The sequence below is a fragment of the Shewanella sp. M16 genome (genome assembly GCF_018224605.1).
In the GTDB taxonomy this organism is placed as follows: Bacteria; Pseudomonadota; Gammaproteobacteria; order Enterobacterales; family Shewanellaceae; genus Shewanella; species Shewanella oncorhynchi.
In genome coordinates, this window is record NZ_JAGTUL010000019.1 from 76,464 (window position 1) to 102,055 (window position 25,592).

22 protein-coding genes and 1 riboswitch are annotated in these 25,592 nt (G+C 45.7%); of the genes, 14 read left to right on the forward strand and 8 right to left on the reverse strand.

The genetic code is table 11. The annotated features are described in order from the left end of the window. The first annotated feature begins 126 nt into the window (after positions 1-126). From KFE26_RS14045 to KFE26_RS14055, 3 genes are read left to right on the forward strand one after another with little or no spacing between them, the layout of a single operon-like run. Positions 127-1,203 carry a porin gene (locus KFE26_RS14045; RefSeq protein ID WP_168823015.1) on the forward strand — a complete coding sequence of 359 codons (1,077 nt, stop codon included), beginning with the start codon at positions 127-129 and terminating at the stop codon, positions 1,201-1,203. 9 nt (positions 1,204-1,212) lie between these two features. Further along, positions 1,213-1,623, forward strand: a complete 411-nt coding sequence (locus KFE26_RS14050) for a phosphate ABC transporter substrate-binding protein (protein WP_105251847.1) — start codon at positions 1,213-1,215, stop codon at positions 1,621-1,623. 44 nt (positions 1,624-1,667) lie between these two features. Further along, on the forward strand, positions 1,668-3,287 hold the full coding sequence (locus KFE26_RS14055; RefSeq protein ID WP_212600774.1) for a methyl-accepting chemotaxis protein: 1,620 nt from the start codon (positions 1,668-1,670) through the stop codon (positions 3,285-3,287). A 129-nt stretch (positions 3,288-3,416) separates the two neighbouring features. Here the strand turns inward: KFE26_RS14055 and KFE26_RS14060 are convergent, their stop codons facing one another. Next, positions 3,417-4,688, reverse strand: a complete 1,272-nt coding sequence (locus KFE26_RS14060; protein ID WP_028761316.1) for an amino acid permease — start codon at positions 4,686-4,688, stop codon at positions 3,417-3,419. Between the two features lie 256 nt (positions 4,689-4,944). On the opposite strand from KFE26_RS14060, the gene KFE26_RS14065 reads away from it, so the two are divergent. From KFE26_RS14065 to KFE26_RS14075, 3 genes are read left to right on the forward strand one after another with little or no spacing between them, the layout of a single operon-like run. After that, positions 4,945-5,328 carry a RidA family protein gene (locus tag KFE26_RS14065; protein WP_173243577.1) on the forward strand — a complete coding sequence of 128 codons (384 nt, stop codon included), beginning with the start codon at positions 4,945-4,947 and terminating at the stop codon, positions 5,326-5,328. 24 nt (positions 5,329-5,352) lie between these two features. Then, on the forward strand, positions 5,353-6,627 hold the full coding sequence (locus KFE26_RS14070; RefSeq protein WP_212600775.1) for a serine dehydratase subunit alpha family protein: 1,275 nt from the start codon (positions 5,353-5,355) through the stop codon (positions 6,625-6,627). Between the two features lie 50 nt (positions 6,628-6,677). Further along, on the forward strand, positions 6,678-7,337 hold the full coding sequence (locus KFE26_RS14075; RefSeq protein WP_113939392.1) for a transcriptional regulator: 660 nt from the start codon (positions 6,678-6,680) through the stop codon (positions 7,335-7,337). 92 nt (positions 7,338-7,429) lie between these two features. Here KFE26_RS14075 and KFE26_RS14080 read toward each other — a convergent pair whose 3' ends face one another. Next, entirely contained in the window at positions 7,430-9,004 is a 1,575-nt protein-coding gene (locus tag KFE26_RS14080; protein ID WP_212600776.1) for a hypothetical protein, read from the reverse strand. A 227-nt stretch (positions 9,005-9,231) separates the two neighbouring features. Continuing rightward, positions 9,232-10,146: a DUF368 domain-containing protein gene (locus KFE26_RS14085; protein WP_212600777.1), complete on the reverse strand. Its 915-nt coding sequence runs from the start codon at positions 10,144-10,146 to the stop codon at positions 9,232-9,234. Positions 10,147-10,370: 224 nt separating this feature from the next. Between KFE26_RS14085 and KFE26_RS14090 the strand changes: the two genes are divergently transcribed. After that, complete coding sequence (locus tag KFE26_RS14090; protein WP_198573750.1) at positions 10,371-10,871, forward strand: hotdog fold domain-containing protein; 501 nt, start codon at positions 10,371-10,373, stop codon at positions 10,869-10,871. A 211-nt stretch (positions 10,872-11,082) separates the two neighbouring features. On the opposite strand, the gene xapA is transcribed toward KFE26_RS14090, so the two are convergent. After that, positions 11,083-11,910, reverse strand: a complete 828-nt coding sequence (xapA, locus tag KFE26_RS14095; RefSeq protein WP_212600778.1) for a xanthosine phosphorylase — start codon at positions 11,908-11,910, stop codon at positions 11,083-11,085. A gap of 136 nt (positions 11,911-12,046) precedes the next feature. Between xapA and KFE26_RS14100 the strand changes: the two genes are divergently transcribed. From KFE26_RS14100 to KFE26_RS14115, 4 genes are all read left to right on the forward strand, one after another. Continuing rightward, complete coding sequence (locus KFE26_RS14100; RefSeq protein ID WP_212600779.1) at positions 12,047-12,964, forward strand: LysR family transcriptional regulator; 918 nt, start codon at positions 12,047-12,049, stop codon at positions 12,962-12,964. Between the two features lie 65 nt (positions 12,965-13,029). Then, positions 13,030-13,467: a nucleoside deaminase gene (locus KFE26_RS14105; RefSeq protein WP_212600780.1), complete on the forward strand. Its 438-nt coding sequence runs from the start codon at positions 13,030-13,032 to the stop codon at positions 13,465-13,467. Positions 13,468-13,666: 199 nt separating this feature from the next. Further along, positions 13,667-14,872, forward strand: coding sequence for a DUF418 domain-containing protein (locus tag KFE26_RS14110; RefSeq protein WP_212600793.1), 1,206 nt, complete (start codon positions 13,667-13,669; stop codon positions 14,870-14,872). A gap of 29 nt (positions 14,873-14,901) precedes the next feature. Further along, positions 14,902-15,408, forward strand: a complete 507-nt coding sequence (locus KFE26_RS14115; protein ID WP_249195741.1) for a DUF1294 domain-containing protein — start codon at positions 14,902-14,904, stop codon at positions 15,406-15,408. Positions 15,409-15,487: 79 nt separating this feature from the next. Here the strand turns inward: KFE26_RS14115 and KFE26_RS14120 are convergent, their stop codons facing one another. Then, positions 15,488-16,102: a TetR/AcrR family transcriptional regulator gene (locus tag KFE26_RS14120; RefSeq protein ID WP_212600781.1), complete on the reverse strand. Its 615-nt coding sequence runs from the start codon at positions 16,100-16,102 to the stop codon at positions 15,488-15,490. Between the two features lie 276 nt (positions 16,103-16,378). Between KFE26_RS14120 and KFE26_RS14125 the strand changes: the two genes are divergently transcribed. Beyond that, on the forward strand, positions 16,379-16,858 hold the full coding sequence (locus KFE26_RS14125; RefSeq protein WP_131523614.1) for an HPP family protein: 480 nt from the start codon (positions 16,379-16,381) through the stop codon (positions 16,856-16,858). 80 nt (positions 16,859-16,938) lie between these two features. Here KFE26_RS14125 and KFE26_RS14130 read toward each other — a convergent pair whose 3' ends face one another. Further along, positions 16,939-18,294 (reverse strand): short-chain fatty acid transporter, encoded by a 1,356-nt coding sequence (locus tag KFE26_RS14130; RefSeq protein ID WP_212600782.1) that lies wholly within the window; start codon positions 18,292-18,294, stop codon positions 16,939-16,941. Between the two features lie 223 nt (positions 18,295-18,517). Here KFE26_RS14130 and KFE26_RS14135 point away from each other — a divergent pair, with 223 nt between their 5' ends. Then, the gene (locus KFE26_RS14135) at positions 18,518-18,988 is read left to right on the forward strand and encodes an FKBP-type peptidyl-prolyl cis-trans isomerase (protein ID WP_212600783.1); all 471 of its coding nucleotides are present in this window, start codon (positions 18,518-18,520) and stop codon (positions 18,986-18,988) included. Between the two features lie 132 nt (positions 18,989-19,120). Here the strand turns inward: KFE26_RS14135 and KFE26_RS14140 are convergent, their stop codons facing one another. After that, complete coding sequence (locus KFE26_RS14140; RefSeq protein ID WP_212600784.1) at positions 19,121-21,727, reverse strand: glycosyl hydrolase family 18 protein; 2,607 nt, start codon at positions 21,725-21,727, stop codon at positions 19,121-19,123. 113 nt (positions 21,728-21,840) lie between these two features. Continuing rightward, positions 21,841-21,929: riboswitch (cyclic di-GMP riboswitch) on the reverse strand. A gap of 374 nt (positions 21,930-22,303) precedes the next feature. Next, positions 22,304-23,089 (reverse strand): ROK family protein, encoded by a 786-nt coding sequence (locus KFE26_RS14145; RefSeq protein WP_212600785.1) that lies wholly within the window; start codon positions 23,087-23,089, stop codon positions 22,304-22,306. A gap of 655 nt (positions 23,090-23,744) precedes the next feature. Here KFE26_RS14145 and KFE26_RS14150 point away from each other — a divergent pair. After that, a complete protein-coding gene (locus KFE26_RS14150; protein WP_212600786.1) occupies positions 23,745-25,532 on the forward strand; it encodes an aminopeptidase P family protein in 1,788 nt (595 codons plus the stop codon). Positions 25,533-25,592: the final 60 nt, after the last annotated feature.

The following is a 25,592-nucleotide window of genomic DNA, read 5'->3' on the forward strand; positions in this document are numbered from 1 at the left end:
ATATCAAACTTATCTTTCAAAATGGGAGCCAGACCACCATGTTGCAAAAATGTTTAATAAAAGTTTGCGTATGTTTGTGCCTGTTCTAGGCTTAAAAACGAATATACTCACTTAAAGGGCTTTTTTATGAAACATAAGCTTTCATTAGGTCTTTGCTCACTTTTGCTCAGCTCCACCGCTTATGCAGAAGTCAACATTTCAGGTTTTGCCTCAGTTGTTGCTGGTCAAGTTCTCGAAGGATCGGGCGTTGCAGAGTTTGATTTAGGCCCCACCTTTCTCGCCGACTATCCACTCGTTGGCGCCTATGATGAAGATATTAGTTTCAAACCCGATACCTTATTTGGTATTCAATTCTCAGCAGATTTGCTCGAAGGTTTATCTGCTACTGCACAGGTTGTTTCTCGGGGGGCTGATGACTTTTCGGCAAGTTTTGAATGGGCTTATCTGTCCTATGAGATCAATGATCATTGGACAGTACAAGGAGGTAAAAAACGCTTACCGCTCTACTATTACAGTGACTTTTTTGATGTTGGATATGCTTATCCTTGGATACGTCCACCCGCAGATAACTACACATGGCAAATATTTAACTACACAGGTGTCAGCGCCTTATATAACTATTTAATTGGCGACTGGACTATGTCTGGACAAGTTTATTACGGTAGCGAAGATAGCGAACCTAATAAGCTTTTATCTGATTTTTTCTTCCTCGAAAATACCCGAGAAGTATGGAAGGATATAGGCGGTATTGTTGTTCAATTCAACAAAGATTGGTTAGATATTCGCCTCACGCATATGCAATATACTAACGAACGTTATATTGGTGGTATTCAGCAGGAATGGAATGGTAGCAACCAACGTACGGGTAAGTTTTATGGCCTATCCGTTAATATAGATTATGAGAATTTCCTTTTTTTATCTGAGCTTAACCGCTTAGATCTCGATGGGAGTAATCTAGATACTTATCTTCTCTCGTTCGGCTATCGTATCGATTCAGTAATGCCTTACATTTCCTATTCGGACTTCAATGATGGTGAAGGCGGTGAAGTTCACCATACAAGTTCTGCAGGTATACGTTGGGATTTCCATCCTTCGGCGGCCTTTAAAATTCAGTATGATGACGTTAAAGATGACGGTGGCCCAGGCATGAAAGTCGCAGGGGATTCGAAATCCATCAGTCTTGGCATTGACTTAGTATTTTAGGAGAGAGAAATGAATAAGTTACTTTGCTTAATCCTACTCAGCTTAGTCTCAATGCCACTATTTGCTGGTGTGGTTGTCATCGTTCATCCCAGTAATGCAGACACTGTAGACCAAAAGGTTATTGAAAATATTTTTCTAGGGAAAACAAAGACCTTTCCTGGTGGAGCGCAGGCCGTGCCGGTCAATCTTGACAGTGCTATGCCCTTAAGGGAAACCTTTGATACTAAAGTGCTGGGCAAGTCATCCAGCCAACTTAAGTCATATTGGTCACAAAAAGTATTTACAGGCAAAGGAACGCCACCCAAGGAAGTCACTAGTGGGGCGGAGATGATAAAATTAGTTGCATCGAACCCCAATATTATTGGCTATATTGATAGTAGTGAGGCCAATGATTCGGTAAAAGTTATTGCCGAGTTTTAGATTGGAGTGCCGAGCTCAAGCTCGGCACAACTTGGGGGCAAGGGATGAATTTCTTTAATGATATTTCTATTTTTAAAAAAGTTATCGCGATATTTATTTTAGCTGTCATCATTTTCGCTTTAAACTTAGGCATTAGTGTCATCTCCATAAATAAAAATCGCACCACACTTAATTATATGGAGCAGCAAGTTTACCAAAGAGTTGAACTCGCCAATCAAAACGTGTTTTTTATCCAACGACTCGATGAACTTTACACTCAATCGGTTTCTTTTGCCGACGAAGACCTATTAACGAATGCAGGTACTATGTATGAATCTCTACGTAAAAACCTACAACAATTAGATAGTGTCGATCCCTCACAAGCCAATAAACTCAGTAATCTATCCGCTAAATTAACCCGCTATAACGACATGACGATTAAGCTGGCTAAAGGCATGTTGGCGGGTACGATTGATATGGCAAACATTGGCCAGATCAGCCAAGAAAAATCCCAAGCCTATGAAGCTGTACTTAATGAAATACAAGATTACAAACAAAGCAAAGTACTCGAATTTAAACAATCGATAAAAGAAGCTGGCGACAGATCTGCGCAAAGTTTGTGGCTCACCCTCTCCATCGGCATCGCTTTGCTGATCGTGATGTTGATTGTCACTATTGCCATTGCACGTGCTATCAGCTCATCTGCGCGTAATGTCGCCCAGTCACTGAGTGAGCTGGCCGATGGAAAAGGCGATCTTAGTCATCAGCTCAAAGTGTCTGGTAGCGATGAACTCGGCCAAGTATCAAGTAACTTCAATCGATTTCTTCGCTTGCTCGGAGATTCTATTCGAAGGGTGGTGAATGTTACCGATCCCTTACTTGATAGCTCGCGTTCACTGAAACAGCGCATGGAAGATGCGACGCATGCCACCCAGCGGCAAAGCCATGATGCCAGCGCAGTACAAGTCTCAATGGAAGACATGCGTCACTCTGTCATCGAAATCTCGCAAAATGCCCGCCAAGCCGCCAGTGCAGCACAGGTCGCGGAGAAAGAAGCGATGCAAGGTATGACAGTCGTTCAGCGTACCATCGATATTTCACAGCAATTAAATACAGGAATTCAGGCGGCTTCTAACTCGATCAACGAGCTCGCCAGAGATACAGAAAATGTCACTTCTATCTTAAATGTGATTACCTCTATTGCCGAGCAAACCAACCTGTTGGCACTTAATGCCGCCATCGAAGCCGCCCGCGCAGGTGAGCAAGGACGAGGCTTTGCCGTAGTCGCTGATGAGGTCCGCGCCCTTGCCTCTAAAACCGCAGATGCAACCACAGAAATCCGTCATGTGTTACAAAACCTTAAAACGGCGGCTATTTCTTCGGTTAGTACCATGAATGTGGCCATGTCTAAATCATCAGAAAATGAAACCAATGCCCAAAACACGGGCAGTGCATTGAAATCAATTCAGCAGCAGATTGTCAGTATCAATAGTATGAATACCCACATTGCCTCGGCAACGGAAGAACAAGCCTCGGTCGCTTCCCAAGTGGTCGATAACGTCGTCAATATGAACGCTTCATTCGAACAGACATTACAAATTCTGTCGCAGGTTCGCAATGTTTCTGAGGGATTAGTCGATTTTGCCGATGAACTAAAAAACGCCACATCTCAATTCAAACTTTGACTATAGAGCATTATCGAAATGATTGCTCAACATAGAAAACCGGTATTGAGTTTACACTTAATACCGGTTTTTAATTCCTTAAAGCTTATCTTTTTGTACCACTTTATCCGTGTTAACTAAACATCCGTGTTAACTAAACGCTAAGAAGGGAGATACGCACAGCAATAAGCCTGTGATAATAATGATATACAGCGACACACCCTTGTACTTATGTAATGCAGGTACTTGGTACACTAAATAAGCGGGGATCAAACAACCGACTAAACCAAAAATTGGACTACAAATCGACGTAAAGCTCAGCACTGGCGCATTCAACACAATCGCGCCCCAAGATAATAGAATGGTAAAAATCATAATGCCGTAACCCACAAGCTTTTTGTTGATACGATCTTCAGGCATATAACGGCGCAGCATGTTCATGGTCAAACCTTGGCAAGCTTCCCTAAAACCGAGATATACGCCAAAGTAAGCCGTCATCACCGCAAAAATATTCAAGGTTAAACTCAGCAATTTCAGTGTTTGTCCCTGCATACCTTGGGCAACCATAGCAAGAGCCGAGATATTTTCTTCCGATGCACGCACGGCCTGATCATGTCCCATTGCTAGGGTGAATGACACGGCATAAAAGAACACCACGACAAACAAGACACCAAAGGCAATGTTCATGGCGCGCATCGCTTTAAAGCGCGCTACCGCAAGGGATTTTTCCCGCGAACGGTATGAAATCACCATAGGGCTTAAACTTTGAATAAACAGAATCGATGTTAGCGTAAAGGGCAGCATAACGACCGCATCTTTTAACCAATCTCCCGTTGCTGGGATAGCGCCGATATTATTGATATCCCATTTATCCACCATCAATAACCCTAGCACGGCGACAACGCCCAACTTAGTCAGTACCATAAAAGTAGAGATCTTAAACAAAAGATTCTCACCGCGGGAGGCTAAAGCAACAAGACCGCAGATCAAGGCTAAACCATAGAAAGGATTTTCTGACAATAACGCTTTAGTGACCCCAAAACTTTGCAAAAATGAAGCACTGTCGTTTGTAATGGCCGTTGAATAAACGAACACCCAAATGACCAGCATGATGAAATACAAACCACCCAACAACATACCCCAGTTTTTACCTAAGTAACCCGAAATCACACTCGGGTAATCCTTACATTCTGGAGATTCTGCTAAGGTATTGATAAACAACCGTTGGAACATATACATGGCAGGATAGCCAATAATGCCAGACAGTAAGAAAACCCATAACCCCATCAAACCGACCTGCACAGGCAAGAATACGATCCCCGCGCCAATCGCCATTCCTATACTCATGATAATCCAGCCCCAATCCGTACTATCGAAGCGGGTATCTGCTTTCCACTGTGCAGCAGTAATTGTTGCATCCATCATTTCACCTTTACCTAGTTGGTATTATTTTGTGCAAATATATTTGAACAAAACAAACTCAGCAATCAAAATACTCAACTTTTGTTGAACAAAGAGTTAAAGCTCACAACTTAACTGAAAACGAGATAAATAGCGCACAAACCGCAGTGTAAAATGAAATTCATTAAAAAATAATTGCAATAAAACATAAAAATACAAATAATGTTGCACATACGCCGACCTAGGCATTCAATTTTATTTGCAAGTTGGAGAGACAATGAAAACCATTATTCACGCAGAACGTGCTCCCGCGGCCATTGGCCCTTATTCCCATGGCACAGCCTATGGCAACCTCATTTTTACCTCTGGCCAACTCCCTGTTTGTAAAAAGAAAGGCAGCGTAGTTGACGGTGGGATTACTGAGCAATCGATTCAATCATTAGAGAATCTCAAATACGTGCTCGAAGCGGGTGGTGGCAGCTTAGAAACGATTCTTAAAACCACTTGTTATCTTGCAGAGATCAGTGACTTTGCCGCCTTTAACGAAGTGTATAAAACCTATTTTAAAACCGACTGCCCAGCTCGTAGCTGTTTTGCAGTGAAGGACCTTCCGCTGGGCGTTAAAGTAGAAGTTGAAGCGATAGCACACGTTAAAATCTAAGCATTAACATAAGGTTGTAAGCTCATGAAACCCCAATGGCAGCAGTATATTCAAATCATTAAACAAGTGGTTAAGCCCGCATTAGGCTGCACAGAGCCCATCGCCGCCGCTTACGCCGCCGCCGTCGCCCGCACCTTGCTGGGTGTTGAACCCGATTCAATTGCAGTACAAGTGTCTGACAATCTTTATAAAAACTCTATGGGCGTGTTTGTGCCTGGCACAGGCAAAATCGGTCTGGCAATTGCCGCTGCAGCAGGCGCCATTGCGGGTAATCCGGATGCGGGCTTAGAAGTATTGGCCGTGATCACGCCAGAACAAGTCGCTAGAGCACAGGCCCTTATCGATGCGGGCAAAGTGACGGTCGAGCGCACCGAAACAGCAGAATTTATCTATTGTTGTGTCATCGCGAAAAAAGGCGACCGCGAAGCCTTAGTGAAAATCTGCGGCGGCCATACACTGATCGCCGAGAAGCGCCTCAACGGCGAATCCGTCTTCAGTGTCGATAGTGCGAAAGCCACCGCAACAGGTTCTATTTGTGAAGGGGTAGATATCACTATCGAGTCCATTTATCGCTTCGCCGAAGACGTCCCCTTTGAAGAGATCAAATTCATTCTCGAAGCCTCTGAGTTAAATGGCAAATTATCCGATGAAGGCATGGCGAATCCCTATGGGCTTGAAGTCGGCCGCACCATGAAAAGCGGCATAGCCGCCGGCATTATCGGTGAAGACTTACTGAACAAAATCGTCATGTTAACTGCTGCAGCATCCGATGCTCGCATGGGCGGGGCAAACTTGCCCGCCATGAGCAATCTTGGTAGTGGTAATCAAGGCATAGCGGCAACTATCCCTGTGGTATTGACGGCACAATGCTATAAGGTTTCAGAAGAAAAACTCGCCCGCGCCTTGATTATGAGCCATCTAGGGGCGATTTATATCAAGTCCCATTATCCACCACTGTCGGCATTTTGTGGCAATACCGTCACCAGCGCAGCCGCTTCTATGGCCATGGTGTATTTAGCCGGTGGCTCGTTCGAACAATCCTGTTTCGCGATTCAAAACGTGATCAGCGACAGCTCTGGCATGGTATGTGACGGCGCTAAAGCGTCCTGCGCCATGAAGGTTAGCACTTCATCCAGTGCGGCCGTGCGCTCATTTTTGATGGCGCTCAGTAGTCACAATGTCTCAGGCCAAGGTATTATTGCTACCGATGTAGAGAAAACCATTAAAAACATTGGCAAAATGATCCTCAATGGCATGTCATCCACAGATGTCACTATTATCGATATTATGTCGGCATGATGATTTTAACCCGCTGAATATTTGCGGGTTAATAACTAAAGGTTGAAATTGTGAAACTGCAAGATTTAACGCAAAGTGATCTGGATATTCTGAAATCCATCGAAAATATCGTCGATGGCATCGCTGCCATGTATGGTCAACACACAGAAGTGGTATTGCACAGCCTAGATGCGAAACATCCGTCTGTGGTCAAAATTGCCAATGGCCATGTCACAGGCCGTGAAGTGGGTGCTCCAATAACCAACCTTGCCTTGCTCAAGCTCAAAACCGGTCAGGATATTTCCAACTCTTACCTGACTAAATGTGCCAATGGTAAGACGCTAAGATCAATTACGACGGTGATCCGTAACAGTAAAAATCAACCCATAGGGTTACTGTGTATTAACAGCGACATGGATGCACCACTGCAATCAGTACTGCGCACTATGATGCCAGAGCAACTCCTTGGCAGCGAACTGACCAGCTCGCCCGAAGTGTTTGCCCGCAATATCGATGAAGCGCTCCATAGCACTATCGACAGTGTGAACCATGAGGTTCGCGCGAATCCCGCGATTTCACCTTCACAAAAGAGTCGCGAAATCGTCAATCAATTGCATGAGTTAGGGATTTTCGAACTCAAGGACAGTGCCCAAGTCGCGGCCACTCGATTGGGGATTTCAGTGCATTCGATTTATCGCTATCTGCGGGAAATCAAAGCCAATCAAGCTTAAAGCGAGAAAAAACTCGCCTAAATAGAAAGGGCTAAGGTGTAAATAACCTTAGCCCTTTGGTTTTATTATTTTTGCACTTGTGATTGCGCTTGTTATTGCGCAGCTTGTCCGCTAAAGCCCATCATATTCCATGCCTGCACTGTGCCATCGGCCATTAAGGCAATGGCATCGAGCAAATTGCTGCGAATGTCGCGCATTTGGCTCAAATCAACGGCTTGTTTATCTAATGTTAACGCAGCCTCGCCTCCCATCCACACCGCAATCGAACCATCTTGGCGTTTAACCGTAAACCCTAAGCCTGTCGGGAAAATATCCGTTGCTTGGGTGATTTGAGTTTTGGGTCCAGAGTGGCCATCAACCACAGTGCCATCCTGTTTTAAAAAGGCAAACTCCCGCTCATAGGTCACCACTTTACTCACCTGAGTGACTTCTTGATAACGTGGTTGCTTGTCTACCAAGTCCCAACCTTCCCAAGCAATGGCCGTATTATCCCTGCGTAACGCGACAAAACCCTCCTCAAAGGGATAAACCTTGTGCACTTTTTGCAACTTATCCTGTAGAACTGATGTATCGGCACCATTGAATTTACTGCCCCATACGTGCAGTTGACGACTGATGGTTAAGGCGGCAAACGCGCCACGATTTGCATAAATATCAATCACTTTATTGGCGCGTTTTGTAGTAGATAAACGAGCTGGAAACGCGACGTGATACTCAGTCAATTCGCCCTCCCCCCAGGTATATACGCTGCCATCCGCCAGCAGCGCCGCAAACCCATGATCCGTGTTGACAACTTTCACGGCAGGCGCTAATTGGCTGAGTTTTGCCAGTTGTTCGCGGCCTTTTTGATCATCGTTGACCCCGCCCCAAGACACTAATTTTCCCGTCGCAGTCCTCGCGGTAAAAGCATTATTGTTGGCATAGAGCAGATCGACATGGTTGAGCTCAGAGGCCACGTGGCGACTATCGCCACCATAAGCGGCATCGCCCCAAGTCACTACTGCTCCCCCCAGCTTTAAGGCAGCAAAGGCACCTTTATTAATCAACACAAAATCAATATTGGTCATCGCAGGCGCAGCATATTGACCCGAGAGCAGTTCGGCTGGTGTTGAATCCAGATTAGACCAACTGACTACACTACCATCTTGTTTGATGGCCGCATAAAGCCCTTCTGCCAACACAAAAGAACGAACGCCTGTCAACACTTGCTTCATCCCCATCCCCCAAGGGATAAGTTTGTCATCACGGGTTAAGGCCGCAAAACCACAGGTATTCTCCGCTGCGTATAACTCTTTTACATTGACCAGAGGCTCTGCGGCATTATTGATATCGCCACCACATTCAGCATCGCCCCATGCCACCACAGTACCGTCTTGCTTGAGTGCCGCAAATGCACTGAGATTACTGTAGATTTGACTCACTTGGGCTAACTGGGCAGGCATAGGGGTTTTGGTAGAATCGTCGGCCACCTCAAGATTGCTCGGAATGGACGTTAATGAATTATTCGCGGCGGATGGTGATCTGTGAGCCAATATCGTGTCAGAAATTTGCTGTTTTAATTCGGGCGATATATCAGAATCCTGTTTATCTATGAGTAAGTTAACCACATGACCCAAAGCAAAAATCGCCAGCGCTACACCGCCCCACGAGACCTGTTTTTTATCCACAAGTATATCCTTATCGTAACTGCAAACTCTCACTGAGTTTAAACTGGAACATAACGTCGACTGAGTACGCTAAATGTGAACTGTGATTGTAACCAAAACAGGGCTAAAATGACATTGCCCTAAAGTCGAAAGCTGGCCTGATTCAAGTAAGATGAGCATATGAGCAAAAAAATAAAAGCAGCGTATCTCGCTGCTTTTATTGAATATGATGTTGAGGTAACAAAGGGCTAATCTCTTTTGCCCACTTTCTCTAACCCCCAAACTAGTGCAATCGCCGCTAACATACACACAATGGCGAACAGCAGTTGTGAAGGCTGACCCGTTACTTGCTCAAAATTAAGCGGGGAAATATTTTGCTCCAGCAAAGGTACTTGTTCGCCGTGGGAGTTGGTCCGCCAAGTTAAGATTTCTTTCCATGGCCAAATTTTACCTAAGGTACCTAACATTAATCCGGTTAGAAACACGATAGTGGCATCATGGTATTTACGCAGCAGCGCCGACAATAAATGGCTGAACGTCAGTAATCCCATCACGGCACCAGCAGCAAAACAGGCCAAAATATCCAGCTGAATATTTTTAGCGGCTGCGAGAACCACAGGATATAACCCTAACAATAATAAGATGAAACTGCCTGAAATCCCCGGCAATACCATAGCGCAAATCGCAATCGCGCCGCCGAAAAAGATATTCATGTAACTGGCTTCTACCGCGACCGGATTCAGCACCGTAATCGCCCATGCAGTCAGCACACCAAGCGCAAATAAACCTAAACGTGCCACAGTGAAACCACTCACTTGCTTAAGCATATGCACGACAGAGATAAGAATAAGCCCAAAAAAGAACGACCAGATCGGGATGGGATGTACCGCCAACAACCAAGAAATCAGCTTAGCAAAGGTAAAAATACTGGTCAGGATCCCCGCCAGCAGACTCACTAAAAAGCCACCATTAATATGGGCAAATGCCCCTTTTATGCCCTGCGACTTGATTACACCCCAAAGGGAAGGATTAATGCGTTTTACACTATCGAGCAAAGTATCGAGAATACCGGTAATAAACGCTATGGTGCCGCCCGAAACGCCAGGCACAACATCAGCAGCGCCCATGGCCATTCCCTTAAAATACGTCAGCAAATATTTCACTGTGAGTCCTTGTAGTTAAATCAACATGCCATTGCCGCTACACGACAAATTGGCCGCAATTATACGGTGTTACACTTAAAACAGCGAAATGAAGTTTACTTAATTAAGCCGACTGGTATTTGTTGTTATCCTAATGTTACACTCATCCGACCAGAGCAACCCAAGCTCAACTTGGAACAGGCTCAAGATAACAACACCCCTTTGCACCATTATTAAGGATGACCATGAGCCAGACAGACTCTTCTAGCACTGCAGAACAAAAACCTAATAAAGTGCTCGCGCTCTACCACAAAACTCGCCGTTATCCCTTCGGCCAAAAACTGTTTTCAATCATGGTTTCACGCATGGCGCCCTATTTCGGCACCATCAAACCACTGATCACTGAATTACGCCTTAATCATTGCGCCTGTTTAATTAAAAAACGCCATGCCGTTCATAATCATATAAAAACAGTGCATGTGATTGCGATTTGTAATGGTCTAGAAATGGCCATGGGCGTGATGGCCGAAGCCTCTATTCCAAAACATTTACGTTGGATCCCTAAGGGCATGAGTTTGGATTATACGGCTAAAGCAGGCAGCGATATTTTATGTGTCGCCGAAGTGACACCAGAGCAATGGACTCCTGGCGATATGCTGGTCCCCGTTACCGCCTACGACACCCAAGGAGTGGTTGTGGTGAAAGGACATATCAAATTGTGGATTTCAGAAAAACCGCAAAAATAAACGATTTGAATCAAGACTTACACTTAATGTCAGCATTTAAAAAGGGAGCTTTGCTCCCTTTACTTTTTAACCTTCAGCCGTATTTCGCAAAAACATTCGGAGAACTGAATTGTGCGGCGCCTTGCTCGCTCACGTTTAAGTACGAACTGTTAGATACGAGCTTTTAAAATCCCAGCCCTATCGCAATATAGCAGCACAGTTATGCAAAATATTAAGCAAAATGGCTTGCAGTAAAACGCTCAATTAAACGGATAAAGTCGACTTCAGCAAGCTTGGCACACTTTAAGGTTTGTTCATGGGATAACTGCACGTCCCCCAATCCTTCTGCCATATTGGTAATGGCACACACAGCCAACACGGGCAAACCACAATGCGCCGCCGAAATCACCTCTGGCACCACGGACATTCCCACTACATCGCCACCGATAATTTGCATCATGCGGATTTCAGCCGCGGTTTCAAAACACGGGCCAGAGTAAGACACAAAGACCCCTTGATTCACTTCAATGCCTGCGGCTTTTGCGACACTTAAGGCTTCTGATCTCAGGTCTTTATCATAAGCATTGGCTAGGCTAAAAAAGCGTGGGCCGTAGCTATCATCATTCGCGCCCGTCATGGGCGTACCCGGCATAGTGTTGATGTGATCGCTGAAAATAACTAATGATCCCACGCCGATCCGCTCTGGCCGTAATGACCCCGCAGCGTTAGTCACGAGTAACAATTCACACCCTAAACGTTTGAAAGTACGCACAGGCGTCGTCATCACCTTCATACTTTGGTGCTCGTAAAAATGCCCGCGGCCTTTCATGCACACTATATCGATGCCATGTAAGCTGCCGAGCACAAGCTCTCCAGAGTGGCCGACGACGGTACTCACAGGAAAGCCGTCTAACTCTTCATAGGGGATCACTACTTTGTTATCTAAATTATCGGCAAACGCGCCAAGCCCTGAGCCCAAAATCATAGCAGCACGGGGAGAGAAATTCGGTTTACAGGCTCGAATCGTCGCAAGGGCATTAATAACGGGATCATGGCTCATACAAGGTACCTCATAGCAAGGGAATGAAAGAGTAAGCGACCCTCAGTATAAGCGGGCTTAGGGTTGCAAATAATCGCGATTAATCGCACTATTGTGCTGATAAAAATGACAATAACTAGAAAATGGTGAGCCTAAGATGAGCAAGATAAACGCACCTGAACTCGTCACCTTGAAGATGCTGCGGTATTTCCATCGAGTGGCTGAAGTGAAAAACTTTACCGCTGCCGCCGAGCAACTGCATTTATCGAAATCTCCGCTGAGCGCACAAATCAAAGAGTTAGAATCGCTCCTTGGCGTTGAGCTGTTCACCCGCAGCACTCGTCAGGTCGAACTCACGCCCTATGGCCAATTGTTAAGAGAGAAGTGCGAACAAATATTCGAGCTGGTGAATACCTCATTGGAACAAGTGGCTCAGCTTGGGCGACTCGATAGAAACCATATTCGGATTAGCATCATGAGCTCGCTGTTTTGGATGGGATTTGGTGACATACTGAAAAACTTTCGTAAGCAATGCCCTGATAATGAGCTGATATTTCAAGAGTTATCACCTGAAACTCAAAAAGTCGCCTTAGCACATCAAGAAATCGATTTTGGCCTAGTGCGCTACGCCGATACCTTAAATTTGCCGCACCTTCTCGCCGAAACCATCACCAGCGAACCTATGGTGTTAGCACTGGCAAGTAAGCATCCCTTAGCCAGACGCAAAAGCATCGACTTGAGTGAACTCAAAGATGAGCCTTTTACCTTACTCAGCCGTGCCAATTCCGCCTCTAGCGATTTAATTATCGCCAGCTGTCAGGTCGCAGAATTTATGCCGCAATTAGTACAGGAAATGGTCGAGCCCAATAGCTTGATGGCTATCATCGCTGCCGATAACAGGGTATCCATAGTGCCGCAAAGTTATGCTTCACAACCTTGGCCTAGAGTAAAGTTTATTAAGTTAAAACAAACCATCTCCGCCGATATCTGCCTGATTTATCGGCCAGAAATGGCTTCGCTGCCAATTCTCGATAGCCTGAGGGACTTATTGAAGCAACAAATCAAAACCATTTAGATTGTCTCCCAAACGAGTGCTATGCTGAGTGCAATACTCAGGGTTCATATTTTAAGGATATCAAGATGGATGAATTTTTAGCGGCAGCCATTGAAGAAGCTAAGCAAGGACTCGCCGAGAGCGGCATCCCCATTGGTTCGGTATTAGTGATCGATGGCAAAATCGTCGGGCGCGGCCACAATAAACGGGTACAAAAAGGCAGTTCAGTACTGCATGCCGAAATGGATTGTCTCGAAAATGCCGGCCGATTTAGCGCCGCCGAGTACCAAAGGGCGACCTTGTATTCCACCCTATCGCCCTGCGATATGTGCAGCGGCGCAGTATTACTTTATGGTATACCTAAAGTCATCGTCGGTGAAAACGCTACCTTCCAAGGGCCTGAAGCCTATGTAAAATCCCGCGGTGTGGATGTCACTGTGGTCGATAATGCCGAGTGCAAACAATTGATGCAGGACTTTATCGCCAGTAATCCAACACTCTGGAACGAAGATATCGGCGAGTAATGGTTCGACAGTCTTCTCAATCCGTTTCTGCATTTTTGTATTTCACTTTTTACGTTGGCGCTAGTTCACTTTCTACCTTTCCTGTATTTTACTTTTTGTGTTGACTGTATTTCATTGGAGGCTAGCGCCTGCTAGGCTAGCCCTCCCAAATTCCAGTGAAAAGTGGAACATGTCTACTAGCGAAAGGAACTCAGCTAACGTGCCAGCCAACTTACCTAAAGACCCTTGGTCAAGATCAGACTCCACGCAGCCTGTTGTAATGACGATACCCGCACAGCGTAATGCCAACCTCGATGCTATTCGCGGCTTAGCTGTGTTGGGGATATTTTTTATGAATATCTATTTTATGGGCATTACTTTTTTTGGCTATGCGCCCCATGAAACACAGCCGCTGTCGGATCACATTATCAAAGTGTTCAGTAACTTTTTCATCGAGGCACGCTTTATCAGTCTGTTTTCCATCTTGTTTGGTGTCGGGCTTTTTATTCAATATCAGCGATTTAGCGCCAAAGGCCTAGAAGCTTATTCCCTACTGCGATCACGTTTAAAATGGTTAATTGTATTTGGCCTACTCCACGGCATTTTTATTTGGTCAGGTGATATTTTATTCACCTATGGCATCAGTGGATTTTTAGCCTTGTGTTACAAAGATTTAAGTGTTGAAGCCCTTAAGCGCAAAGCGAATATTTTTATTTTAAGCTCCTTAGTTATCATTACGCTGGTTAGCCTTACGGGCAGCGATGAACCTTTCACTCGAGAATCGAGTCTATTTGCAGAGCAATACAGTGCATGGACCTCTGGCTATGCCGACCAACTGTTACTGCATTTGATGCAAGTTGGCTATATGGCATTGGTGATCCCTTTTACCATAATGTGGTTTACGGCTGGCTTGATGTTGCTCGGCATGGCCTTGTATCAACAAGGGACTTTTGAGCAAGGTTTTAGCAAATCGGTACTGGTAAAGTTAGTGCTAGCAAGCGTAACGCTATCACTGCTTGATACCATCTTAGGTTTAACGAAAAATACTATTCTCGTTGCGTTTTCAGATGTGTTAATCATGCTAAGTGCTATTCCTATGGCGCTGATTTACATTCATATTATAGTTAAAGTTTGCCAGAATAATCCTAATATACTGACTCCGCTGCAAAATGTTGGCAAACTCGCGTTTAGTCTCTATATTCTGCAATCCATCGTTGGCGTGTTAGTGTTTAGACACTTAGCTCCCGAATTGCTATTGAGCTTAGATAGATGGGGATACATGGCCATGGCGCTGGTTTATTCAGTAGTGCAATTACTGTTAGCCAGCCTGTACTTACACTATTTCAAACAAGGGCCGCTAGAGAAACTGTGGCGCCACCTCGCGTTTAAAAAATACACGGAATCACAAGAACACAAGCAAGCTTAAAAACACTGACACGAGATTGATACCAGATAATGACAAACAAAAAAACTACCAAAACGGGCAACAGCGCTTCACCTCAAACCAATCGCCCGCAAAAGAGTCGAGCACAAAGCGGTCGCGCTCAGAACAGTCGCGCCCAAAGTGGTCGCACTCAAAAGTCCAATGCAGCCACTTCAGGCTCAAGCCTTATGCCGCTGTTATTAGTGCTGATTTTTCTTGCTGGCTTAATCGGCGCAGCGCAGCAACATATGCTGCCAGTCGGGATTGCGGGCATGTACCTCACACTAAGCCTGCTCACCTTTATCGCCTATGCCATCGATAAATCCGCCGCTAAACGTAACAAATGGCGCACTAAAGAAAGCACATTACATCTGCTCGCCCTCATGGGCGGTTGGCCCGGCGCTCTATTTGCCCAAAACCTGTTAAGACACAAGTCCGTTAAAGCCTCATTTAGAAACGTCTTTTGGCTCACCGTTGTCGCTAACTTAGCCGTGCTGGGTTATGGCATAAAAACCGGCGCCGTAGATATGTTTATCTAATGCTCTTATTTAAGGGCTTTTATACAAAGGCTTTTATATGAGGCGCCTTATCTAAGAATCGCTATCTGAGAGTGGCAGTCTAAGCAGCATGAGTCGCGGTATCGATCAGCTGATCAACCACAGACAACGCCAGCAGTGCAGACTGAGTGTCACCTTTTAGTTGCGCCGACACTATCGCACCCTCTTTGAGTAAACCTATTGCAGCAACGAGAAATTGGGTCTTGGCTTCTGGCAAGCCCAATGCCGATACTTGCTGTTCAATTAAACTCGCCACTCGCTGTTTATGCAGGGCGCAGAGTTGGTGCACTGGATGGCTCGGCTCAGTAAATTCGGCGCTGACATTGATAAAAAAACAGCCGCGAAACTCACACAGTTGCGGCACTCTTTGATTAAACCAATCATCGAGCGCGATAAATAACCCACCAATGCCCTCTCGTCCCGCTGGCGATGCGTTCACTCGCTCGCTAAGCCATTGATAAAAAACCTCATCACGATAGCGAACCACGGCTTCAACTAACTCATCTTTACTGGCAAAGTGGTGGTACAGGGTTTTTTTGGCGATCGCCGATTCCTGCAAAATCTGGTTAATCCCCACCCCATGCACACTTTGAAAATAAAACAGTTTAAATGCGGTAGTGACCAATTGCTGCCGTTTATCCGATGGCGTACCTGCCTGAATTTCAGTGCCCTGCATCAACTCATTCCTCTTCTTTGGTAAACATTCGTTAGCAAATCTTAGCTAACAAATATGAGTCCTATCTTCTCACGAGTAGACAAGTCAGTCTACTCGTGAGAACATTCACATCGGTAGACAAATTTGTCTACTTAGGTAACTAAATTAAGTTAATAGTGAAATCAAGAGTGAACACGGAACACCACGGCATGTTAGCGGCGATGGTTTGCTGAACATTCACGTCCACAATTCATTATCAAAATAAGGGCTTAACACAAGCCATTAATGGGAGAAAAGATGCAAAGAATCAATCCACAGAATCTAAAGATGGCCTTGCTCGCAGGGTGTGGAGCCACGTTGTGTATCAGTAGTTTAGCGACGCTTGAACAGCTAACACCGCAAACCATTTGGTTGATGGCCCCCTTTGGTGCCACTATGGTGTTGTTGTTTGCCTTGCCAGAAAGTCCACTCGCTCAACCGAGAAACATTCTCTGCGGCCACTTACTCACGAGTTTGGTTGGACTGATAATTCTAAATACTTTAGGAGTCTCCCCGCTAGCCTTAGGGCTTGCGGTCGGATTAGGCATAGCGGTGATGATGCTAACCCATACTGTGCATCCACCCGCGGGAGCGAATCCTCTGGTCGTTATGCTCACGGCGCAGCACTGGGATTTTCTGTATATGCCCGTCGCCAGTGGTGTTGCGCTCATTCTGGCTTTTGGTTGGCTGTATCACAACTTACTTTGCCGCCGGCAATACCCACAAAAGTGGTTTTAATCATTCATCGCCAATAAAAAAGGGCAATTTTAAATTGCCCTACACTTTCTCTAAAATGCAAAATTGGCTGTACTTTACCTTTAGAACCAACTCAACGCGATACTGATAATCACGCCAGTGATCATCAATTGCATTAAACAAAAGCCCATAATATCCCGCGCTTTTAAGCCTGCAATCGCCAGCACGGGCAGTGCCCAGAAAGGTTGAATCAAGTTAGTCCACGCATCTCCCCAAGCAACGGCCATTGCGACCCGAGCGACATCTGCACCTAAAGCCTGTGCGGCGGGTAGCATAATCGGTGCCTGCACCGCCCATTGGCCACCTCCCGATGGCACAAAAATATTCACAATTCCTGCACTGATAAAGCTCCAAAATGGCAGGCTCTCGGCGCTAGCGATGGCCACAAAACCTTCCGAAATACTTTGAGCTAAACCCGATTGCACCATCACAGCCATAATGCCCGCATAAAAGGGAAATTGGATAACAATACCTGCGCCGCCCTTAATGGCCTCATTCAAACTGGTTAATAAACTGCGTGGTGTTTGATGTAACAGTATGGCGAGGAATAAAAATAAGAAGTTCACTAAATTGAGGTTTAAGCTGCCGCCCTGCACCCAAAAGTAATAACCTAAGTATACAAGCCCAGCGCCACCGACGCTCCAGCCGAGTAAACGACTATTTTCTAACTTATCCGCAGGACGGCTTTCAGGCTGACGCTCGCTCACATTTGCAGAGTTAAGCTCTAACGCCGAAGCATCAAGTTCAGCGTCTTTGTCATCAAGGGCGCTTGGGTCAACATAAACACTGTCTTTTTCTTCTGGCAACATAAAGCGATTCACTAAGGGCATGACCACAAACAGAATTGCCACTAACAATAAATTATAACTCGCGAAAATGGTGTCACTGGTGGGGATGATACCGATTTGCGATTCAGAGAAATGCCCCACCGTCGCTATGGTTAATGGGATCGAACCCGCAAGCCCACCATGCCAAACCACAAAGCCGGAATAGGCGCTTGCGACCAGCAGCCGATAATCCACTTTTACTTTGCGAGCTAAGGCTTTGGCAAATAACGCGCCCACCACTAGCCCAAAACCCCAGTTAATCCAACTGGCGGCCAGTGACACCAAAGTCACTAAAATAATGGCTTGTGGTGCCGACTTAGCCAATCCAGCAATGGCATCGAGCAGCTTTTTAATCGGCGGCGAGCTTGCCAACATAAATCCTGCCACCAGCACTAACAGCATCTGCATCGAAAAACTTAACAGCGTCCAAAAGCCATCGCCCCAATAATTGATGACTTCCAGTGGGGTTTTATGTTCGGCAACCACAGCAGCAATTAATACGACTAAGGTAAGTAAAAGCACGAAAATATAGGGATCGGGTAGATATCGGTCGACGAGTTTGACCAAAGGTTTTGCCGCTTTGTTTAACATAGACTTTCCTTGTTTATTATCTGAATTTTAGTTCTTATTTGTTTTTATTGAGTCTTAAGCCCACAGATTAAGCGATCTCTAAAGCAGGATAAAGTCTTGAGGGAGTTTTTAACGGTTTGAACTGGTAGCACCAGATATCCAGCTCAACGCACACGCGAGTGCCGATAGCATCTCAAGCTAAAAAACTGATAATATGGCAAAAATTAACTAAGGTGCTCTTTATATGAAAATGTTACTTGCCGTTGTGGTGATTGCTGGGGTGATTTTTTACTTCTTTACCTCGATGAACGGCCAAAAAGCCGCCCAAGAAAATATCCGTTTAGGCAATGAGTTTTTAACACAAAACAAAACCAAAGAAGGTGTGATTACCACAGCTTCAGGTTTGCAATATCAAGTATTAACTCAGGGCGATGGCACAGTTCATCCTAAAGCCAGCGATACAGTGACAGTCCATTATCATGGCACTTTGATTGACGGAATTGTGTTCGATAGTTCGGTTGATCGCGGCGAACCCATCGCATTTCCGCTTAATCGGGTAATTAAAGGTTGGACTGAGGGCGTACAGCTGATGGTTGTTGGCGATAAAATGCGGTTTTTTATTCCCAGTGAACTCGCCTACGGTAACCGTAGCACGGGCAAGATTGGTGGTGGTTCTGTGTTAATTTTTGATGTGGAACTGCTTAAGATTGATTAAATCAGTCTTCAATGAGTCTGTCTTAACGCATTCGGCTGTATTCATAAAAAAACCTAACGCTTAATAAAGAAAAAAGCCCTGAATCTTCGCAGGGCTTTATTTTTAAATCAATAATATCAAAACGTTGGATAATTACTGGCAGGTTGCCGCGCCAATATCAACCCATACCGCTGCAACACCCGGTACATCACCTTTAGTCCAGTAACTCGCCTTCCAAACACGACCGTTATAGCTGGTGGTTTGACCGCCGTTATACACCACACCTGCATCCCAACCGAGATCAACTTGGCTGAGTAGCAGCCATTGGTCTGCGGTGCGAGATGGCGTATTACCCTGCGTCCAATACTTTGCTTTCCATACCAACTGACTATGACTCACAGTATCGCCAGTGTTATACACCACACTGGTTTGCCAAGCAGGATAGTTACCGGCATTGGGATCGGTTGCATCGCACCCACCACCTACCACTTTTGGCGTCACAGTCAGATTCGTCGATGCGCTTGCATCTAAGGCACCATCGGAAACCAGCACGCTCAAACCATAGCGGGTCGCTTCGGTAACATTGGGGCCAGTAACCACTAACGTGGCACTATTTTGCCCGGTTGCCGACACGCCTGCGGGCACAGTCCAAGCGTAGGTTAAGGCATCACCATCTGCATCGGAGGCATTCACCACTATACTGACGGTTTTACCCGCTTCCACTGTTGCAGTGGCAGCCACACTCACCACAGGTGCTTGATTAGGCGTATCAGCCTTGTTGGTCACTGTCACTGAATCTGTGGCAGATAACCCTTCAGGATCCGTGACTTTAAGGCTAAAACCATAGGCGACATCGGTTTGGGTTGCTCCCAGTTGAATAGTCGCATTCGCCATATCTGCATTCGCGATGGCAACACTTGGCCCAGAGACTTGAGTCCAGAGATAGCTTAAAGCAGCGTTTTCAGGATCGCGCGAACCGCTACCATTGAGCGTCACATCGGCGGGACCTGTGACATTCACATCCACGCCAGCATTGGCAATGGGCGCTTTATTCACTGGCGGAGTGGTGCCTTCACCATGGCCTAAACCTTCGTGCATGGCATTCAGAATGTCACCATTATCGGCATCAAGTTCCCACGCAAAAAGCCCACCAAGTTGATTAGAAAGCACATATTGCCCCTTGGCTTTAACTGAACGAGCATCATCGAAAGTGATTAAATCGCCAGTAGATGCCTTGAACAAAGATGGCGCCTCGGCCGTTTCGTCATAGCTGTAAGTCCAACCACTTCCCATGTAATCGTTCGCTATCTGACGATAATCCACCACACCAGCTTCCCAAGTACCTTTTACTTTGCCCGTTGCCGTCCCCGTGAAAGGATTATTACCACTGTAGCCATTCACACCTGTCCAGCCGCGGCCATACATAGCGGCACCGACCACAATTTTCCCTGGGGTCACACCTTGGCCTAACAGCGCATTAACGCCATTAGCTGTGGTGTAACGAGTATTAGGATCCCAACTCGCTTCATACAGATTGGTTTGATGGCCGAGTTCAGTATTAGTCCAACCACCATTAAAGTCGTAACTCATCAAGAAGATGTAATCCATGTACTGCTGAGCAGCCTGATAATCGACTTTTTGAATTTTATCGTCACCTGCGCTAATAGCAGAGGTCAGCTCATAGGTACGACCCGTTTCGGCGCTTAGTTCATCAAGCATCGTCCGCAGTTCACGCATCAGAGTCACATAGGTTTCACCGTCATTGGCATTACCTAAATTTGGGTTAGCGCCATTCCCCCCTGGAAATTCCCAGTCGATATCCACGCCATCGAAGAATTTCCATGTCTGTAGAAACTCTTTCACCGAAGCGACAAAGATATCGCGCTTGGTTTTATCACCGAAGAAAAAGAAGGGATCCGAGAGGGTCCAACCACCGACCGAAGGTAAAATCTTCAAATCTGGATGTGCTTGCTTAAGTGCCATCAATTGACCAAAGTTACCTTTGTAAGGATCTGAATGCTCACTCACTCCCGCCTGCGGTATTTGAATCGCCGCCCAAGGATCGTGAATCGCAACTTTAAAATCACCACGACCACTACAGGCACGTTGCAACGCTTCGAAACTGCCTTCGATTTCTTTCAAGCTATCATTGATTCCATCACCACCACAAATTGGGGTAAAGCCATATAAAATATGGGTTAAGTTTTGCGCAGGTATCTTATCGACCGGGAATTTACGACCGTATACGCCCCATTCGACAAAGTAACCTCCCACCACTTTGCCTGATTTATTCGCATAGGGACGGTTGTTTTCTTTTAGGGGAGCATTGAGTGGCACTAAATGGCTGCCGTCGGTATCAGCCACGAGGATTTGTTTAGCATCACTCGCCGTACAGCCATCGCTGTTACACAGTTGTACTTGCATCTGATAACGGCCGCCCTTGTTCACCTTAAAGTTAGCGGTTCCCGACGCGCCAGATGGGCCTTCCCAAACCACATTGCCGTTGAGCAACACTTGGGCTCTATTGCCCACATCGCCACTCCAAAGGTTCCAACTGACGGAGACATCGGCGGCATCTTTCACAGTAACTAATTGATTGTAAGCGGTAGCCGCTTGATTCACTTCAATAATAGCGAACTTAGTTTCGCCCCAACCTAAAGTCGGTTTACCGGGCGCCGCTGCAAAAACGCTGGCACTGATGGTAGATGCCAGCGCTGATGCCACTAGCAAGGCTGATGTTGAAATTTGAGTCTTGAACATGAGATATCCCTATTGAATTTTTATATGAATCAATAAGGCAAACAAAGCGTAGACAGGAAACAGCACTCTCTTAAAACCATGCAAAACGACTGACAACTGCACGAAGAAAAACCTGTGGTATCCCCGCTATCATAGGTACAGACGAACCCTTAGACCGGAGGCTTTGCGTCCCAGTTTTTCAACTGGTTTGCCTTTTACACACAATGACAACGTTGTCATTGCAAATATCAGCATAAGCGTAAGCGCAATAAAATTGCAACAAAATATTATCAACTGTGTTATTGGCTAAAATCGTAAATAGAACTAGGCATCTGATAAGAAAGGAATTATGCAAATTAAACTATCGCTAATATTTACTTTGGGTAATGAGGATCATCTGAATACTTTAAGAATAAAAAAACAGGACTCGATATGCCAAAGGCATCATAAGTCCTGCTTTATATTTCACAATTTACGTCGCTTATGCAGCTAAAACTCAATCACTAAACATTCATGGCGCAAACCATTGTCGAACAACATGATGATCCTTATGCGCAGGGCATTTATGATCCTTATGCACGGGGTTATTTATGATCCTTATGCACGAGGATAGTCCCTTGCGAGCATCACTGATAAACCGCGGCAAACCAAGGTTTCCATATCATCGACACGATTGATTTTCATCTCAGCTAAGGGCGCGCTCAATGCCATTTGCTTTAAGCTTTCGAGGCAGCCTTTGTAGTAAGGAGCGCTATTCATCATACCGCCAGCAAGCCAAATTCGATTAGGATTAAATAAATTAACCGCCCACGCTAATCCCATGCCGAGATAACTGCCCGCGCGATATAAATCATCCTGAGTGGAGATTTTGCGGCTGCGCACTGAATCGCCACTGGCCAGTTGCTCTAAACTAAACTCGCCAGATTCTGTCATCACGCGACAAGGCCCCAACTCCCCCGCCACGCCCGTCGCTCCCGTAAAGACTTGTCCATTAAAGGCAATAGACATACCGATCCCAGTGCCGCACATGACCAATAACTCACAGGCATATTTCGCATCACAAGTCGCTTGCATACCCGCATCGATATCGTTGCAGATAAACTTAAGCTCACCCTGGGTTTTGACTGTATCGAAGCTCAATCCATTGAGTCCAGGTAAAGATTTACAAGAAACCAAACGATTATTTTGTACCAGTCCAGGTACGGCAATCGCTAGTTGGTAATGCTGTAAATCATAATCACGTTCAAACGCCGCGATTTGATTATTTAACTCTTCAATTTTAAAACCTTCACCTGTGGGGATTTTATATTGTTCTGTATGTCCCGCGAGATGAAGTTCGAACAGGGCTTTGGTACCGCCCACATCTATTGTTAGTATTTGCATCGCTTACTCCACTGATACATGTGCCCCACTCTGACCCCGAGTAGAGATGGCAAATGTTAGCATAGGGTCCAAATGTTAGCGATTGAATAAAACTTAAGTTGCTAATTTTTAAGGAACAAGTCCTAATTAAAACATGACCAACCTTTTATTTAATTCACTTTCCATGCTCAAAATCACATAAATAAATTAACAACAAATCCCATAACCTCAAGCGTCTTACCTGCACAAATTCACGATTGTATACAAAATCCTTTATTCGCTACCCTTGCATCTAGCGCGCTAGACTTGCGATAATCCGAGCCGGTTAAAACTCAAATCAACATATACCCAAGCTACCTGAAGATACGAGTTTCAGAGCGCCTAGGGTGCTTCAATTCAAGGCGTATCAATGACAGAATGTCGGCTACCTTTTGAATTGATGCAACACGGAAGTGAAGTGCCCTAGACGCTCCGTCCCGGCGGTTTTTAACGCACTTTATACTGCGTTGGTTATTTTTAACTTAGCCCACTAGGTCTGCAAATAACCGCCTTGCCTAAAGTGCGTTAAATTACCGCTGAATCCTGCATCTTCAGGTTGTTTGGGTATAAACCATTCATCCTTAGGCGATCTTCGCCTACCGACTCGCATAGCATGCCAGTCTTAATTGGAGCCCATATGTCACAATCAATCGCTAACCGTCTCGGTGCTATTCGTAACGAATTAACATCTGCTAATCTCGATGCTTTTATTATTCCCCGTGCCGACGAATATCTGGGCGAATATGTGCCAGCACATAACGAACGTTTGTACTGGGCAACCAACTTTACCGGTTCGGCGGGTATGGCTATCGTATTGAAAGATAAAGCCGCAATATTTACCGATGGCCGCTATACGGTTCAAGTTCGTTTGCAAGTCGATGCCACACTTTTCAGTTATGAAAGCCTAACCGATACACCACAAATTGAGTGGTTATGTGACACGCTACCAGCGAGGTCACGCGTCGGCTTCGATGCGCGCTTACATACCTTAGCTTGGTATGAAAATGCCAAAGCAATCTTAAATAAATCCCAAATCGAATTAGTTGCAGTTAAGCAAAACCCCATCGATTTGCATTGGCAGAATCGCCCAGCACAGTCGAACGCGCCTATCACTTTGTTTAGCAACGAGAGTGCTGGTAAAACCAGCCTGCAAAAACGTAACGAAATTGGTGCATTAGTAAAAAAAGCCGGTGGTGATGTTGCCTTAATCGCCGCGTTAGATTCTTTCTGCTGGCTACTCAACATTCGCGGCAATGATGTACCGCGCCTACCCGTTGTACTCGGCAGTGCCCTGCTCCACGCCAATGGCGATATGCAGATTTTCACCGATTTAAGCAAACTCCCAGAGGGCATTGAGGAGCATGTTGGCGAAGGCGTCAGCTTTAAAAGCGAGGCATATCTTGCAGATACACTCGCCAGCATGCAGGACGTAAAACTACTGGCCGATCCGAATTCTGCAAACGCTTGGGCACAAAACATTGCCCGTGAGGCAGGAGCAAAATTGATAGCTGGAATCGATCCTGTCGCTTTACCTAAAGCGCAGAAAAACGCCGCAGAACTGGCCGGCATGCGTGCCTGCCATATCCGCGATGGCGTCGCCGTGAGTCGATTCCTTGCATGGCTCGATGCCGAAGTGGCAGCCAATCGTATGCACGATGAAGGCACCCTTGCGGATAAATTGGAAAGCTTTCGCCTAGAAGATGAGCGTTACCGCGAGCCAAGTTTCGACACGATTTCAGCTGCCGGTCCTAATGCCGCTATGTGCCATTACAATCACAACAATGGCACACCAGCCATGATGACAATGGACAGCATCTACTTAGTGGATTCTGGCGCTCAGTATATTGATGGCACGACAGATGTGACCCGTACCATTGCGATAGGTGAAGTGACCGATGAGCATAAAAAAATGGTTACGCTGGTGCTAAAAGGTCATATTGCCCTCGACCAAGCTCGCTTCCCGAAAGGCACCTCAGGCCAGCAGCTCGATGCATTCGCCCGCCAATATTTATGGCAACATGGTTTTGATTACGATCACGGTACAGGCCATGGTGTGGGTCACTTTTTAAGTGTGCACGAAGGTCCGCAGCGCATAGGTAAAAATGTCAACGGTATCGCATTGATGCCCGGCATGGTGCTTTCCAACGAGCCGGGTTACTACAGCGCCGACGATTTCGGTATTCGCCTAGAAAACCTCGTCGTCGTTCAGCACTGTGAAGCACTTAAAGGGGCTGAGCGTGAAATGTATGAGTTCGATGCACTGACGATGATCCCTATGGATGCGCGCCTTATTGATAAGAGCCTGTTAACGCAAGCGGAAATAGACTGGTTTAATGCTTATCATCAGCAAGTCTTCAATACACTTTCTCCGTTAATGTCGGGTGATGAATTGGCTTGGTTAACTCAAGTGACTAAAGCAATTTAGCACTCCGCTGATAAGTAGCGATTTAAGTCGTTATATTAGTCACTTACACACTATAAAATA